At 42.3% G+C, this 14,817-nt stretch carries 14 protein-coding genes; 6 read left to right on the top strand and 8 right to left on the bottom strand.

The annotated features are described in order from the left end of the window. Positions 1-271 precede the first annotated feature (271 nt). From V7L12_RS10305 to folD, 3 genes are all read right to left on the bottom strand, one after another. Complete coding sequence (locus V7L12_RS10305; RefSeq protein ID WP_292778617.1) at positions 272-727, bottom strand: divergent PAP2 family protein; 456 nt, start codon at positions 725-727, stop codon at positions 272-274. Between the two features lie 319 nt (positions 728-1,046). Beyond that, a complete protein-coding gene (gene crtE, locus V7L12_RS10300; protein ID WP_335084232.1) occupies positions 1,047-1,979 on the bottom strand; it encodes a geranylgeranyl diphosphate synthase CrtE in 933 nt (310 codons plus the stop codon). A gap of 139 nt (positions 1,980-2,118) precedes the next feature. Then, positions 2,119-3,006, bottom strand: coding sequence for a bifunctional methylenetetrahydrofolate dehydrogenase/methenyltetrahydrofolate cyclohydrolase FolD (gene folD / locus V7L12_RS10295; protein WP_335084231.1), 888 nt, complete (start codon positions 3,004-3,006; stop codon positions 2,119-2,121). Positions 3,007-3,521: 515 nt separating this feature from the next. Here folD and V7L12_RS10290 point away from each other — a divergent pair. The 5 genes from V7L12_RS10290 (at position 3,522) to V7L12_RS10270 (ending at position 7,202) form a co-directional block, all read left to right on the top strand. Beyond that, the gene (locus V7L12_RS10290; RefSeq protein ID WP_335084230.1) at positions 3,522-3,827 is read left to right on the top strand and encodes a hypothetical protein; all 306 of its coding nucleotides are present in this window, start codon (positions 3,522-3,524) and stop codon (positions 3,825-3,827) included. Positions 3,828-3,848: 21 nt separating this feature from the next. Next, on the top strand, positions 3,849-4,283 hold the full coding sequence (locus tag V7L12_RS10285; RefSeq protein WP_335084229.1) for an NUDIX hydrolase: 435 nt from the start codon (positions 3,849-3,851) through the stop codon (positions 4,281-4,283). Positions 4,284-4,389: 106 nt separating this feature from the next. Next, positions 4,390-5,493 (top strand): AI-2E family transporter, encoded by a 1,104-nt coding sequence (locus V7L12_RS10280; protein WP_335084228.1) that lies wholly within the window; start codon positions 4,390-4,392, stop codon positions 5,491-5,493. Positions 5,494-5,834: 341 nt separating this feature from the next. Then, complete coding sequence (locus V7L12_RS10275) at positions 5,835-6,581, top strand: hypothetical protein (protein ID WP_335084227.1); 747 nt, start codon at positions 5,835-5,837, stop codon at positions 6,579-6,581. Between the two features lie 9 nt (positions 6,582-6,590). After that, positions 6,591-7,202, top strand: coding sequence for a DUF4231 domain-containing protein (locus tag V7L12_RS10270; RefSeq protein WP_335084226.1), 612 nt, complete (start codon positions 6,591-6,593; stop codon positions 7,200-7,202). Between the two features lie 94 nt (positions 7,203-7,296). On the opposite strand, the gene V7L12_RS10265 is transcribed toward V7L12_RS10270, so the two are convergent. The 5 genes from V7L12_RS10265 to V7L12_RS10245 all read right to left on the bottom strand — a co-directional run bounded on the left by V7L12_RS10265 (position 7,297) and on the right by V7L12_RS10245 (position 12,199). Then, complete coding sequence (locus tag V7L12_RS10265; RefSeq protein WP_335084225.1) at positions 7,297-8,031, bottom strand: HAD family hydrolase; 735 nt, start codon at positions 8,029-8,031, stop codon at positions 7,297-7,299. Between the two features lie 131 nt (positions 8,032-8,162). Then, complete coding sequence (locus tag V7L12_RS10260) at positions 8,163-9,356, bottom strand: 30S ribosomal protein S1 (protein WP_335084224.1); 1,194 nt, start codon at positions 9,354-9,356, stop codon at positions 8,163-8,165. Positions 9,357-9,654: 298 nt separating this feature from the next. After that, positions 9,655-9,762 (bottom strand): photosystem II reaction center protein T, encoded by a 108-nt coding sequence (locus V7L12_RS10255; protein ID WP_084227385.1) that lies wholly within the window; start codon positions 9,760-9,762, stop codon positions 9,655-9,657. A 98-nt stretch (positions 9,763-9,860) separates the two neighbouring features. After that, complete coding sequence (gene psbB, locus V7L12_RS10250; protein ID WP_335084223.1) at positions 9,861-11,390, bottom strand: photosystem II chlorophyll-binding protein CP47; 1,530 nt, start codon at positions 11,388-11,390, stop codon at positions 9,861-9,863. A 482-nt stretch (positions 11,391-11,872) separates the two neighbouring features. Next, positions 11,873-12,199, bottom strand: coding sequence for a hypothetical protein (locus tag V7L12_RS10245; RefSeq protein WP_335084222.1), 327 nt, complete (start codon positions 12,197-12,199; stop codon positions 11,873-11,875). Positions 12,200-13,025: 826 nt separating this feature from the next. Here V7L12_RS10245 and V7L12_RS10240 point away from each other — a divergent pair. After that, positions 13,026-14,678: an ABC transporter substrate-binding protein gene (locus V7L12_RS10240; RefSeq protein ID WP_335084221.1), complete on the top strand. Its 1,653-nt coding sequence runs from the start codon at positions 13,026-13,028 to the stop codon at positions 14,676-14,678. The last annotated feature ends 139 nt before the right edge of the window (positions 14,679-14,817 follow it).

Here is a 14,817-nt window from a genome sequence, read left to right as displayed (position 1 = left end):
TACTGATGCGATCTACCAGAGTGGTAATTTGTCAATTGACCGAATTTTAGATTTTAAATTTTGGATTTTAAATTCAAAATTTAAAAAGGTTTTAAGCGAATGTATTTATATTCGCTCTGTAAGAAACAAGTTATTTGAAACAAATCCTTCTATCCTTAATCCCCTGAATTTATTCACGGGGCAAATCTAAAATCCAAAATTCAAATTTGATTGACAAATTACCAGTTACTAATTATCAATAGCCGCTCCAACAAAGATTTATTGCCCTAATTCAATAAGCAGACCTAGCTAACCAATAGATGGTTATACCCAAAGCCGATCCAGCGATTACCTGAACTGGTGTATGTCCGAGTAATTCTTTCAGACGGTCTTGGCTAAAATCTGGTTTTTCATGGAATAATTCATCAATCATTTGATTGAGAATACGAGCTTGCTTACCAGCTGCTTGACGAACTCCGGCTGCATCATACATGACAATGATGGCAAAAACGATCGCAACGGCAAAATCAGGAGATGCCCAGCCCAGTGTTTGCCCTACACCTGCGGCTAAAGCCGTAACCAGAGCCGAATGGGCACTGGGCATACCTCCGGTTGTTACCAAAACACGCACATTCAGCTTGCGATTTTTGATGATCTCGACTACGAGCTTTAATGCTTGAGCAATTAAACAAGCTACCAGAGCAACCAGCAGCACCCGGTTGTCTAAAATGTTGCCTATGTCCTGCATGGTATTTTGGTTAGGTTAGTAAATATTAGCAGCAGTTGTTGGTTGAGGAAACATTTAGATTCAACCCAAAATTCCCAAATTAATTTATTAGGTTGCAAAAAGACCAACGATTCAAAATAACCTAAAAGCTTACTTGATAAGCTTTTGTAATTTTGAATCAGTGAATTTTTAATTTCGCTGGGCAGTAGTAGTACAGTATGGTGTAAATAAACTACCCATTCCCAATCAATGAAACGCTTGCGGTATAGGAATTACGAATTACGTAACTTGCTTCTCGCCTTGGGCGAGTATTACGAATTACGAATTACCCAAAGCGTTACTAGTTATTACGGCTGGTAATAAAATGAGCGATCGCTTGGAGTGGTTTGGCTCTGTCTCTAAATGGTTCTAATTCCATACAAGCAGCTTGAACTAGCTCTTGGGCTTTTGAGCGCGATTCCTCAAGTCCCCAAAGGCTAGGATAGGTAACTTTCTTAGCTCTTTGGTCTTTGCCAGCTGTTTTACCTAATTGCTCTTGGGTAGAAGTGATATCCAGAATATCATCGATGATTTGGAATGCTAGCCCAATATTTTGAGCATAACGGGTTAGTCGCTGCACATCTTCAGGTGATGCATTACTTATCAGCCCGCCACAAACTACGCAAGCTTCCAAAAGGGCAGCTGTTTTGTGTTTATGAATGAAATTTAGGGTTTCTAGGGAAATATCAGATTTACCTTCCGACTCTAAATCGACAACTTGACCGCCAACCAAACCACCTGCCCCCAATGCCCGACCAAGACGGGCAATGACCTGCAAGACTACCTCTCTCTTAACGCTTTGGGGGGTTTGAATGGCAACAAACTCAAAGGCGAGAGCCAACAAGCCATCTCCAGCCAAAATCGCCACATCTTCGCCATAGACCTTATGATTCGTCAGCTTCCCACGACGGTAATCGTCATTATCCATCGCTGGGAGGTCATCATGAATCAACGACATTGTGTGGATCATCTCTACAGCACAAGCCGTTGGCATGGCCATCTCGATGGTTCCACCCATCATTTCACAGGTAGCAAGGCAAAGAAGGGGACGTATACGCTTGCCTCCAGCTAATAACGAGTAGCGCATCGACTCATAAATCTTTTCTGGATAAACGATCGGGATAGCCTGATCCAAAGCATTATCACAAAGCTTTTGTCGCTCTTTTAAATAGGCTGCTAAGTTAAATGTGGCTTCCTCTGGTGGTGTCTTTTGAACGTTATCAGTTGCTACCATTCTTTAATTCCTAACATTTTGGGATTTTTGCCTTATACGTCACAATTTTAAGGTGCTGTGGGGCTAAAAAAAATGAAGAGTTAGGAGTTAAGAGTTAAGAGTTAGCAATAAGAATTCTTAACTTTTAACTCATCATTCCTCACTCTCTTGTTTCTCTTACCGCCCTGGAATAGCTGGTAAATGTATTTTCCAACAATATGGCAACAGTCATCGGGCCAACACCACCAGGAACTGGGGTGATAAATCCTGCTACATCAGCGGTTGATTCAAAATGGACATCGCCAATGAGGCGACTTTTGCCATTAGCATCGGTGACGCGATTCATTCCCACATCTACCACAACAGCGCCCGGTTTCACCATATCAGCAGTAATAAGTCCAGGACGACCTACTGCTGCAATTAGAATATCAGCATTTTGGGTGATGGTTTTGAGGTCATACGATCGCGAGTGAGCGATCGTGACTGTGGCATCAGCTTCTAATAGCATCAGCGCCATCGGTTTACCCACCAAAATACTGCGCCCCACGACTACTGCCTGTTTTCCCTGCAAAGGAATCTCATATTCTTGTAAAAGCCGCATCACACCAGCCGGAGTACAGCTACGTAAACCGCTTTCTCCCCGTACTAGTCGCCCCAAGTTAACTGGGTGCAGTCCATCAGCATCTTTATCGGGATCGATTTGATGTAGAAGAGTTACAGCATCCAGGTGGTTAGGTAAGGGCAACTGTACAAGAATGCCATCAACTCTTTCATCGTGGTTGAGTGCAGCAATTACCTCTTCTAACTCTCCAAAGGTAGTTTGAGCAGGAAAATGCTTACCAAAAGAAGCGATCCCAACTTTAGCGCAGGCTTTTTCTTTATTGCGTACATAAGCGGCTGACGCTGGGTTATCACCAACCATCAACACTGCTAAACCAGGTGGTCGTCCAATTTTTGGTTGTAATTGTGTAATAGCAACAGAAAGTTCTTGCTGAATTTTTGCTGCTATTGCTTTCCCATCAAGGATTTTGGCAGTTTTTGTTTCCATGAAAATTCCCAGCTATGTTCGCTTGTTGTCCAAAGTCCAAAATGAAAATATTGATTCTTGAGTCTTGACTTTCGACTATTATTGTGTTGCTGTTTGATGTCGTAGCGTTTCTCTCACAGTAAATCCATAATGTTTATTTTCTCAGATCAACGGCATCATCTGAAGAATAAAGAACTAGGGAATGGGGAGTGGGGAGTGTAGAACGGGAGACAAGGGGACAACGAGAGCAGGGGAGAAGTTGCAGTAAGTTTTTCTCTGTGCCCGTCTGCCTCTTGTGCTCAATGCCCCATGACGGCAGTTGCTCCACTTGGGGAAACCCCATCGCCCTTGGCCTCTCCCCTTGGGAGAAGACCGCACTGCCTCCCCCATGCCCCATGCCCAAAATAAATAAATCGGTGGCTTTTATGCAACAAATGAGAAATTTATCCCTTTCATTCTTATACGGGCACAGTATTCTTCCTTACCGCTTAGGGTTAACTTTTTTTCTGATAGCAGGACTTTGTAGTTGTGGTAAATTGACATCGCCTGGCTTGCGTGGGGCTGGCTTAAAAATTGGTACAAATGTCACTCCAATTGGAGAAATTAAACTAAAACAAGACAATCAGGCTATAGTTTACATCCAAGGTCAGGTAGAAAAGCAAGCTCCCCTGATCAAACAGTGGGCTTATAAAATTAAGGACTCAACTGGCAAAATTTGGGTTGTCACCAATCAAAAAAATCTGGGTGAAGGTTCAGAAGTTGTAATTAAGGGTAAAGTTCGCTACCGAAGTATTCCCTTAGCTGGCAAAGAATTGGGGGAAGTTTATTTAGAAGAAGAGTAATCAGCAATTAAAAATAAAGATATGAACAATCAACAGGTGCACGTAGCGATCGCAATTCTCTACCAGAAAAACAAGTTTCTCATGCAACTGCGTGACAACATCCCCGGTATTCTCTACCCTGGTTACTGGGCGCTGTTTGGCGGTCACATCGAACCTGGTGAAACGCCAGATGTAGCAGTAAAACGAGAAATTTTAGAAGAAATCGGCTATAATTTACCACCTTTTGTTGAATTTCGCTGTTATCCCAACGAAAGGGTTGTCCGTCATGTCTTTCATGCACCACTCTTGGTGGAATTAAATCAACTAGTTTTGAATGAGGGCTGGGATATGGCGTTATTTACGCCAGAAGATATTCGCCAAGGTAACTGTTATTCACAAAATGCTGGTAAAGTGCGACCTTTAGGGACAATGCATCAGAGAATTATGTTGGATTTTATGGAGAAAAATCCAACATAATTTGGGGATTGAGCATAGTTATGATCTTGTCCCCCCTCATTCCCCATTTTTCACATCCCTAAAAGCCAAAATAAAGTTAGAACGAACTCTTATGAGGTTATCACTAATGCAATCAGCAAACAAACTGCCACGATGGTTAACTATAGGATTGGCATTTCCCATTGCCATTCTCAACGGCTGGCTATTGCTCCAGGTTATACAGTATTTTCAACCCTTAGTTAGCATTATTGCCGCCGCCATCCTGCTGGCTTTTGTCTTGAACTATCCAATCCAGTTTCTCCAGGAACAAGGAGTGAAACCCAACTTAGCGATCGGAGGAGTGTTACTTTTGACTCTGGTGGTTTTAGTAGCTTTGGGCATCACCTTGGTTCCCCTGATTATTCAACAGCTGGTTGAACTGGCTAATATTTTGCCCAGTTGGATTGATTCTGGTACTCAGCAGCTGCAAGCTTTTCAGGATTGGGCGTTAAGTCAACAGCAACTTCCGATTAATTTAAGTGGTTTATTTACCCAAGTTCTGGAACAATTATCTAACCAACTTCAGTCCTTCACTGGTAGAATTCTTGGTTTTGCTGTCGATACCATTGGTAGTGTCCTGAATGTGTTGCTGGCAGTAGTGTTGACTATCTACCTAATATTGAATGGTGAACGTCTTTGGGACGGAATTTTTCAGTGGTTTTCCCCTAATATTGGGTCACGAGTACGGGAATTGCTGCGAGAGGATTTCCACAATTATTTCATCGGCCAAGCAACATTGGGAGCTGTGTTAGGCGTGACAATTACACTAGTGTTTTTGGCGCTGCAAGTTCCTTTGGCTCTACTGTTTGGCATTGGTATTGGCTTATTTTCACTCTTCCCCTTTGGTACGGGAGTCGGTATTGCCATAGTAAGTTTGCTGGTAGCGCTGCAAAATTTTTGGTTAGGAGTGGAAGTCTTAGGTGTAGCTGTTGCGATCGACCAAGTTAATTCTAATATTATTGCACCTCGAATTCTCGGTAATTTGACTGGCTTAAATCCTGTGTGGGTGGTGATTTCTTTATTGCTGGGTGCAAAGTTGGGAGGAGTACTGGGTTTGTTAATTGCGATCCCAATTGCTAGTTTTATCAAGGATATAACAGATAGCTGGCAGGCTGGAGAGTTTAATAAGATAGAGGATATAGAGTCAGAACCTGTGACGGTAAAAAGTGAGAGGGCAGGAACTTATAGCTAAAATTCAATCATTCAGATTAACTGAAAAACTGGTGCGATAGTCCACAAATAAACTGCAAAATCCTAATTTAAGATGTCAAAAAACAAGAAGCTATTACTTTATGGATCAATAATTTTCCAGAAAGAAAAATAATGACAAAAAACAGGAGCGTAAGCTTAGATAGCCGTAGGCATCGCTATTGACATCCAAGCAAAAATCTGGCGAAACATTAATCAATGATAAACGCATACAAAAGTATCATAAAATTCCTTTACGTCAAGGGAATAATGGAAAACAACGCTTGCAGAACATGACTGCGAAGCTCTACGCCAGAAAACCTAAGCAGTCAGTATTTTGAAAAGATGAAAAGTTGTTTAAAACTTACCTTTAATAATGGGCAAACAGCATTAGCTACTCAAGTTGAGCAGCCAGAAGAATTGCCTTATGCTCTTGAGACAATAGGGCTGTGCGGTTCACGTCCTGTTTTAGTAGTAGTGGGGGGTGCAAGTAACATCAGTGAAGCTGACTTTCTCCGTATTCAACGGTTGTTTGTGGAAGTTTTAGCCCCCATCGCCGAAACTTTGGGGGCTTATGTCGTGGATGGGGGTACGGATGCAGGAATTATGCGAATGATGGGTGCGGCTCGTACCCAAATAGGTGGTAAGTTTACTTTGGTTGGTGTGACACCTGAAGGGAAAGTGGCTTTACCTAATCATTCGGAAACTGCTGCTGATTTAACACCGTTAGAGCCAAACCATACTCATTTTGTACTAGTTCCTGGGAAGAATTGGGGCGACGAGTCTCCTTGGATATCTTGTGTTGCGACTATGCTGGCTAATGATGCACCTTCGATGACAGTACTATTGAACGGTGGTGAAATTACCTTTAAGGATGCCTTTTCTAGCGTTAATAGCGGCAGGGTAGTTCTTGTAATTGCTGGTAGTGGTAGAACCGCAGATATACTTATAGATGCTTTACGTGGAAAGGCTACTGATGAACGAGCCAAAAAGCTAGCTAAATCTGGTACATTACAATACATCGACTTAATCGACATAGAGAAAGGAGTTGAGAATTTAGGAAAAGTAATTAAGGGGTTACTTTCTAATTAGGAGTAAAAAATGGCAAAAAAAGATAGTTATCACGAATTTTTAAAAGAAGATTTTAACAAGTTATTTGCAGGTATTAACTTAGGTGATGTGCAAAAACATTTTTTGCGATCGCGTTGGTTAGACCAAGTACTCTGGATGGAAAGTAAAGCAAATTTATCGCGCGATCGCCATTATTTTTTACGGATAACAACTATTATTGGTGGTGTAATTCTCCCGGCATTGGTAAGTCTAAATATTAACACTAATTTCAAACCTAACAATAGGGATATCATTATGTGGTCAACTTTTGGTTTGAGCCAAATAGTTGCTATTAGTGCTGCCATCGAAGAGTTTTTTCACTATGGGGAACGATGGCGACACTATCGCCGAACAGTTGAATCTTTGAAAACCCAAGGATGGCAATTTTCGCAGTTGACAGGCCCTTATCGTATTTATCCAAGCCACGAACAGGCATTTAATCTATTTGCAAGTCACGTAGAAGATATTATTCAGCGAGATGTGGAAATATATGCCACTCAAGTTGTACAAGAAAAGAAAGAAGAAAAACATAATCAGGAAGACCATATCTTTCTGCAAAATACAAAAATAACCAATTTAGAAGAGAAGAAAGACGAAGAATAAAATTGATTCAATAAACTCTACCCTGTTAGATAAAAATATAATCACAGAAAACGCCCCAACTGCCGTTTTTTGAGTTCATCGAACTCACATTAAATTAATCCTCTAAAATCTGGATTTCATCAAGTTGATTAATTACCACATCCGCACCTCGGACATGATCTGACTTACCTACCCAAGTGATACCAATACAACCTGCGGCTTTAGCATTACGCGCCATTTGCATATCACCAACTGAATCACCCACCATCAAAGTAGCGTTCGGTTCAACTCCCAAAGCTTGGCAAGCTTGCAAAAATAGCACCGGATCTGGTTTACTCGGCCCTTCATCTACTCCCATTTCTAACTGGATATAATCGCTTAACTGGTGATTGGCTACAAAATTACGTACTTCTTCAGTTGTCGCAGCTGAGAGGATACCAAGTTTTAGTCCACCCTCCCGCAGGTACTTCAAAATTTCTAGGCTACCTACAAACAATGGTGAAGGAGTTTGTCCAATGTATTTTTCCGCTTCATCCAAAGCTTGACGGGCTATTTTTAAGCACTCAAACCATCCTCTTCCAGTTTCAGCAATATATGCCGCAGCCGCAACTTCTGTTTCACGGCGGCTTGCTACTGATATTAAACCTGCGGGATCTAGAAGATTGCCGTTGATGCCAAATGCCATTAATAGGGGTTCCCCAGTTCCAGGAATTTGAGCATCTATTAATCTTGCTGCCTTTTGTGCGAGCGATCGCAAATACGTTTCTGAATCTTCTAGAGTACCGTTTTTGTCAAACAAAATTGCCTGGATATGATCAAAAGTGATATTTCTACATTTAATGGTTGTCATAATATTTAACTTTTAACTACTCCCAACTCTTCACTTTCACTGATTCTCTACATAAAAAAAGAGGGAAAAACCCTCTTTATAAAATGATTTAATACTCTTACTTAAAGACAAGTAAAACTATAAAAAATTTATTACTCTTCAATAGCTGCTGGAACTGCTGGAATTTCCTCTTCAGTTTCCGTCGCTGCTGGAATCTCTGTTTCAATTGCCGCAACTACTGGAATATCTTCTTCAATTGCCGCAACTACTGGAATATCTTCTTCAAGTTCTGCTGCTGCTGGAATATCTTCTTCAAGTTCTGCTGCTGCTGGAATATCTTCTTCAAGTTCTGCTGCTGCTGGAATATCTTCTTCAAGTTCTGTTGCTGCTGGAATATCTTCGTCTGCAACAACTTCCGCAGGTGCAGCCGCAGTAGTAGCACCTTGCTGCTTGGCTAATAGCTGTTCGCGATACTTAGCAGCCATTTCTTCCGCCTTATCGTAAACCAAATCCCGGTTTTTAATCATATCGCCAGGTTCGGGTTCTAGCTGCTTGGTAGATAGAGAAATGCGACCCCTTTCCGCATCCAAGTCAATGATCATAACTTTAACTTCATCATTGACATTGAACACGCTATGAGGTGTATCAATATGTTCGTGAGAAATCTCAGAAATATGCAGTAGACCACTGACGCCGCCAATATCGATGAAAGCACCGTAGGGCTTGATCCCACGAACAGTACCAATTACTACTTCGCCGACTTCTAGGCGGTTCATCTTGCGTTCAACCAACGCCCGACGGTGAGATAGAACTAGGCGATTACGTTCTTCGTCCACCTCTAGGAATTTCAACGGCAGATCCTCGCCTACCAATTCTTCTTTAGGTTTACGGGTACTGATGTGGGAACCTGGGATAAAGCCACGTAATCCCTCAATCCGTACCAATGCTCCACCGCGATTGGTTGCAAATACACCAGAACGTACAGTAGCATCTTCTGCTTGTAACTGTCGCACGCGTTCCCAAGCACGCATATATTCAATACGGCGAATGGAAAGGGTTAATTGACCATCTTCGTTTTCATCGGTAAGGATGAAAAATTCGCGCGTTTCGTTTGACTGTAATACTTCTTCCGGGCTATCCACCCGGTTAATAGACATTTCTTGTATGGGTATATATGCTGCGGTTTTAGCACCAATGTCAATCAGAGCGCCGCGCGGCTCTATACTGAAAACTGTTCCTGGCACAACATCGCCAGGGCTAAAATGATAATCGTATTTGTCAAGTAGAGCAGCGAAATCTTCGTGAGTGAATCCAATTTCTGTAGCGGTTAAATTCTGATTGACCATGCTGATTTGTTCCTGGTTCTAGTCTCCGTAAAGGTGGTGCGACAAGCGCGATGCGTTACGCAAGCAGTTCTATGGCAGCTTACACAAAACATCCTTTTTCATCCTAGCGCACAAAAGCTAGCATTAACACATATCTACTCCCAAGATTGGAAATTATATCACAATATAAAAATGATTTGTCATTTACTTAGTAGTGAAAACCAACAAAGGACGAACATAATAATATCCGTTGCCACTATGCTTAGTAGCAACGGATATTAAGATTGATTAAATCCGCTTAAAAGTCTGGGAATAGGATCTACTTATCTTTTGGTTTCTCAAAGCGAGGAGGTTCGCGAAATGCGATCGCAAAGAAGAGAGTACCTATACACAGAGTAAAAATCAAGATGTACGCAACGCTTTCCATATTACGATTTCCTCTTTATCCAGCCAGTAGTTAAAGTTTTTAATGCTGAGTTATCTGAGTGCTGAGTCAGAGCCTTAACTCAGAACTCAGCACTGAAATTAAAGGGCTTCGTTCCGGCGGGTTGACTTGTCACCCACTTTCTGGAACAGACCCCACTCAACTTGCTCTTCAAGATCCGCGTCAACACCAGCAAATACGTCTCGGTAGATTGTCCGAGCGCCATGCCAGAGATGACCAAAGAAGAACAAGAGAGCAAATACAGCGTGTCCAAAGGTAAACCAACCTCTAGGACTGGTGCGGAATACACCATCAGAGTTCAAGGTTTCCCGGTCAAATTCAAAGATTTCACCGCCTTGAGCCTTACGGGCATACTTCTTCACATCAGCTGGCTCTGTAAAGGTCTTACCATTCAGATCGCCACCGTAGAAACTAACGGTGACACCAGATTGCTCGAAGCTATACTTAGATTCTGCCCGACGGAAGGGAATGTCAGCGCGGACAATTCCATCTGCATCAGTCAAAATCACTGGGAAGGTTTCAAAGAAGTTGGGGAGACGACGCACGGTCAATTCTCGTCCTTCAGAATCTTTGAATATGGCGTGACCTTGCCAAGATTGGGCAATGCCATCACCCTTCACCATTGGTCCTGTACGGAATAGACCGCCTTTAGCGGGGCTATTACCGACGTAATCGTAGAAAGCCAGCTTTTCGGGAATCTGCGACCAAGCTTGATCAAGGTTTGCACCTTCAGCGACGCTAGTTTGGACGCGGCGCTGAATTTCTTGACGGAAGTAGCCTTGATCCCATTGATAGCGGGTAGGGCCAAACAATTCGATGGGAGTGGCGGCGTTACCGTACCACATAGTACCAGCAACCACGAAAGCAGCAAAGAAGACTGCTGCAATACTGCTAGAAAGTACTGTTTCAATGTTCCCCATCCGCAGAGCTTTGTAGAGCCGTTCGGGGGGTCTAACTGTGAGGTGGAATAAGCCTGCAATAATACCAACAACACCAGCGGCAATGTGGTGAGCCGCAATGCCACCAGGGTTATAGGGGTTAAAACCATCTGGGCCCCATTCTGGTGCTACTGCCTGGGCCGCACCAGTTACACCATAAGCGTCAGAAACCCATATCCCCGGCCCAAATAGTCCGGTGACGTGAAAAGCACCAAATCCAAAACAAAGCAGACCAGATAAGAACAGGTGAATGCCAAACATTTTTGGCAAGTCTAGGGCGGGTTCACCAGTGCGGGGATCTCTAAAAAGTTCCAAATCCCAGTAAACCCAGTGCCATACGGCGGCTAGAAATAGCAGACCGGAAAGAACAATATGAGCGGCAGCAACGCCTTCAAATGACCAGAAGCCAGGATCGGTTGATGGCCCACCAGTAACGTTCCAACCACCCCAAGATTGAGTGACGCCCAAACGTGACATGAACGGCAGGACGTACATTCCTTGACGCCACATCGGATTGAGAACTGGATCGCTAGGGTCAAAAACAGCCAGTTCGTAGAGTGCCATCGAACCAGCCCAGCCTGCTACTAAGGCTGTGTGCATTAGGTGTACAGAAATCAGTCGCCCTGGATCATTCAGAACGACTGTATGTACTCGGTACCAGGGTAGTCCCATCGACTACGCTCCTCCTCGATGAGTTAGTTTACAAAGCAATTTTCTTACTGAGGTTATGAGAGACGAAAATCGCCACTCATAAAACTCTCTCTTGTTTTTTGTTATTGCCAGAGCCAGAGTCTTACCACAGCTTAGTCTTAATAAATCAGACAGCGTGGTGCTTTGGCAATGCTTACTCGCTTCGGGAGGTTTACCTATGTAGGGTAGCCATCGCCAAGCAAAAATCAGAATGTTTTAAAAAGTGTAACTATTGATGGAATTGTTTGCAAGCGTGTAAATTGATGCGATCGCGTAGCATGTCCAAGTTTTTTCGCTACCAATACCTGTCGAGGATGAAATTTGCTTATCTTTTCTTTACGAAAAGTGGGGCATTGGGCATTGGGCATTGGGCATTGGGCAGAAAAGGCTCCAAGAAGAGGGAGCAGGGGAAAAATTTCTCTCTTCTTTCCCATACCCCAAGCCCCATGCCCCATGCCCAATCTTTACTGAACCACCAACTGGATATTTTGCAGTTTACACTTCGCCTCAGCTGTACCCAGGCGTTCGATTACCTGTTCGGCGCTCATCAGACGCTTGAGTACTACTTGACCGATGGTCTGACTGGCAATTACTGGTGTTGTTGGCTTCACTTCTACGGTTAAAACGGCTTCTTCAACTCGATAAAGCCAGAGCAATTCATTTTCTTCGACTAAACAAATATTCATTCGCTGAATATCTGGTTGGCGTCGCCATGCAGTTATTTGCCAAAGTCCATCAGATGCCCAAACTCTTGCAACTGCCCATCCCTCAGATAGAAAGAAATACTTCACGGTCTTAGTCTCACTATTAGACTTTCAATCTGCTGTTAACGATATCGCGATCGCTTTAGTCGCTGATGTTCAAACACTCTTCTTTTTGAGAATACAGCCGATCTTGACGATAAAACCCTTTATTAGTGTCTGTTCCTAAGCAGCAAGAGGTAAAATTTCAACGTACACTACTTGGGCTAAGTGTCAAAGTTTAACAAGACCTATTTTTGTAGTAACTATGAATTTACGATAAATTTAACCAATGTTGGTTGAAAATTTTAATTAAATAAAAACTTTTCAATACTTAACAAATCTTAAATGTCAAATTCTGTATTTTATCAATGATTTTTGTAACAAAATAGTGTATATGCGTAGACCGTCGTAGGCATCGCACAGTAACAATAAACTTAATTATGAAGTTGAGTAAGTAGGTAGGCGTAATTAAACATAAGATCAAACCTCACCCTCAATCCCTCTCGTTGCTAAGGCTACGGTGTACACAAGTCAAATTACCCCCCTTAATCCCCCCTTATAAAGGGGGGAAACAGGAAATCCAGTTCCCTCCCGAATGCATCGGGGAGGGTTAGGGTGGGGTAAAACCCAGATTTATCAGCTACTTCCGACTTGTGTGTACATTGTAGCCTTAGCAAGGAGAGGCAAGCCGGAGGCAGGGTGAGGTTTTATATTTAATTTGACCTACTTAACTTATCCGCCACAAATTTTTGATTTAGATGGCTACGGAGCGTTCCATCGAAACAAGAACTACTATAAATTGTGAAGATTCAGCATAAGAGTCACAAATGTAGTAAAATTGCTGACCGCTACTGATATCAAATATATTATTGCTATGACCTGGTTTTCCTTGTTCGTGAAACGGTGGGGTCGGATTACACAATTCCTATCTTTGTTCTATTTATGTTTATTTTTGGTTGTTAGTTGTGCTCCTCGTCCACAGTCAACTACGCCACCATCCGGTTCTGTAAATACCCCTACAGGTGATGGTCGTATTACTATCGGTACAACAGCCAAGCCAAGAACTCTTGATCCTGCTGATGCTTATGAGTTAGCATCTTTAGGTTTGGTGTTTAATATGAGCGATCGCCTCTACACCTACGAACCAGGAAGCACGGAAATTAAGCCCCAACTAGCTACAGCATTACCCAAAGTCAGTCAAGACGGCTTAACTTATACCATCCCCTTACGTCAGGGAGTAGTTTTTCACGATGGGACTCCCTTCAACGCTCAAGCAATGGCTTTTACCATCCAGCGGTTTATTGAAAATAAAGGAAAACCCTCATTCTTACTAGCTGATATAGTAGATTCGATAAAACCTACAAGCGAGTATGAGTTGACAATCAAGCTGAAAAAGTCCTTTGCAGCTTTTCCCTCACTGTTGGCATTTCCTGGAATTTGTGCAGTTTCGCCAAAAGCTTATGAAGTCGGCGCTGGTAGATTCAAGCCGAATATTTTTGTGGGAACTGGCCCTTACAAATTAGGACAGTATGGCACTGATTCCATCCGATTTGATGTGTTTGATAAATATTGGGGAGAAAAACCAGGTAACAAGGGTGTTAATCTCCAAATTCAAACTAGTCCGGTTAATTTGTTTAATGCTTTCCGTACAGGTGCAGTGGATGTAGCTTATCTGTCGTTGCAACCAGATCAAAATCGGAGCTTAGAAGAAGGTGGTAAAAAAGGGGATTGGCAAGCGATCGCGGCTGAAGGTAGTGTAGTAAGTTATCTGGTATTAAACCGAAATCAAAAGCCTTTAGATAAATTAGAGGTAAGACAAGCGATCGCGTCCATAATTGACCGTCCACTTTTAAATGAACGAGTGTTGCTTGGTCAAGCAGATCCGCTTTATAGTATGATTCCCACAACGTTTAATGTTTCTTTGCCATTATTCAAAGATAAATATGGCGATGCTAACTTTGATCAAGCTAAAAAATTGTTAACTACTGCTGGTTTCTCCAAAGAAAATCCTGCAAAAGTGCAAGTTTGGTATCCTTCTAGTTCACCTACTCGTAGTTTGGCAGCCCAGACACTCAAATCTCTTGTGGATGTCAAAATGGATGGAATACTGCAATTTGAAGTTACCCAAGCGGAAGGGCCTGCCTTCTTTAAAGACATTGCCAAGGGTTTGTATCCGGCAGCTTTACTTGATTGGTATCCAGACTTTTTAGATCCAGATAATTACGTCCAGCCGTTTTTGTCTTGTGACAAAGGTTCAGTTGCTAAAGGATGCGAAGATGGAGGCAGTCAAACTCAGGGTTCGTTCTACTATAACGAAGCCATAAATAAACTGATTGATGGGCAACGCAAAGAACTAAACCCCGAAGCGCGTCAGAAAATTTTTACAGAAATTCAAACTCAAGTAACTACTGATGTACCTTACGTTCCTTTATGGCAAAACAAAGACTATGTATTTGCCCAAAAAGGTGTTAGTAATGTACAACTTAACCCTACCCAAATTCTGGTTTACCAGACACTTAAAAAGTAGTCATTAGTCATTGGTCATTAGTCATTGGTCATTAGTAATAACTGCTGACTAATGACTATTCAATAAAATATTTTATTTTCAATCAATATATATTTAGTTAATAGCTAAGATAGTTACAAAAACTGCATTTTGAATTGCT

Source organism: Nostoc sp. (assembly GCF_036918245.1).
Classification (GTDB): Bacteria; Cyanobacteriota; Cyanobacteriia; order Cyanobacteriales; family Nostocaceae; genus Nostoc.
This window is presented reverse-complemented; position numbering and strand designations above follow the sequence as displayed.

Bases quoted from the DNA above. Each gene is read 5' to 3' on its own strand.
- V7L12_RS10305 (WP_292778617.1), bottom strand. From the start codon at position 727: ATGCAGGACATAGGCAACATTTTAGACAACCGGGTGCTGCTGGTTGCT.
- crtE (WP_335084232.1), bottom strand. From the start codon at position 1,979: ATGGTAGCAACTGATAACGTTCAAAAGACACCACCAGAGGAAGCCACA.
- folD (WP_335084231.1), bottom strand. From the start codon at position 3,006: ATGGAAACAAAAACTGCCAAAATCCTTGATGGGAAAGCAATAGCAGCA.
- V7L12_RS10285 (WP_335084229.1), top strand. From the start codon at position 3,849: ATGAACAATCAACAGGTGCACGTAGCGATCGCAATTCTCTACCAGAAA.
- V7L12_RS10280 (WP_335084228.1), top strand. From the start codon at position 4,390: ATGCAATCAGCAAACAAACTGCCACGATGGTTAACTATAGGATTGGCA.
- V7L12_RS10275 (WP_335084227.1), top strand. From the start codon at position 5,835: ATGAAAAGTTGTTTAAAACTTACCTTTAATAATGGGCAAACAGCATTA.
- V7L12_RS10270 (WP_335084226.1), top strand. From the start codon at position 6,591: ATGGCAAAAAAAGATAGTTATCACGAATTTTTAAAAGAAGATTTTAAC.
- V7L12_RS10265 (WP_335084225.1), bottom strand. From the start codon at position 8,031: ATGACAACCATTAAATGTAGAAATATCACTTTTGATCATATCCAGGCA.
- V7L12_RS10260 (WP_335084224.1), bottom strand. From the start codon at position 9,356: ATGGTCAATCAGAATTTAACCGCTACAGAAATTGGATTCACTCACGAA.
- V7L12_RS10255 (WP_084227385.1), bottom strand. From the start codon at position 9,762: ATGGAAAGCGTTGCGTACATCTTGATTTTTACTCTGTGTATAGGTACT.
- psbB (WP_335084223.1), bottom strand. From the start codon at position 11,390: ATGGGACTACCCTGGTACCGAGTACATACAGTCGTTCTGAATGATCCA.
- V7L12_RS10240 (WP_335084221.1), top strand. From the start codon at position 13,026: ATGACCTGGTTTTCCTTGTTCGTGAAACGGTGGGGTCGGATTACACAA.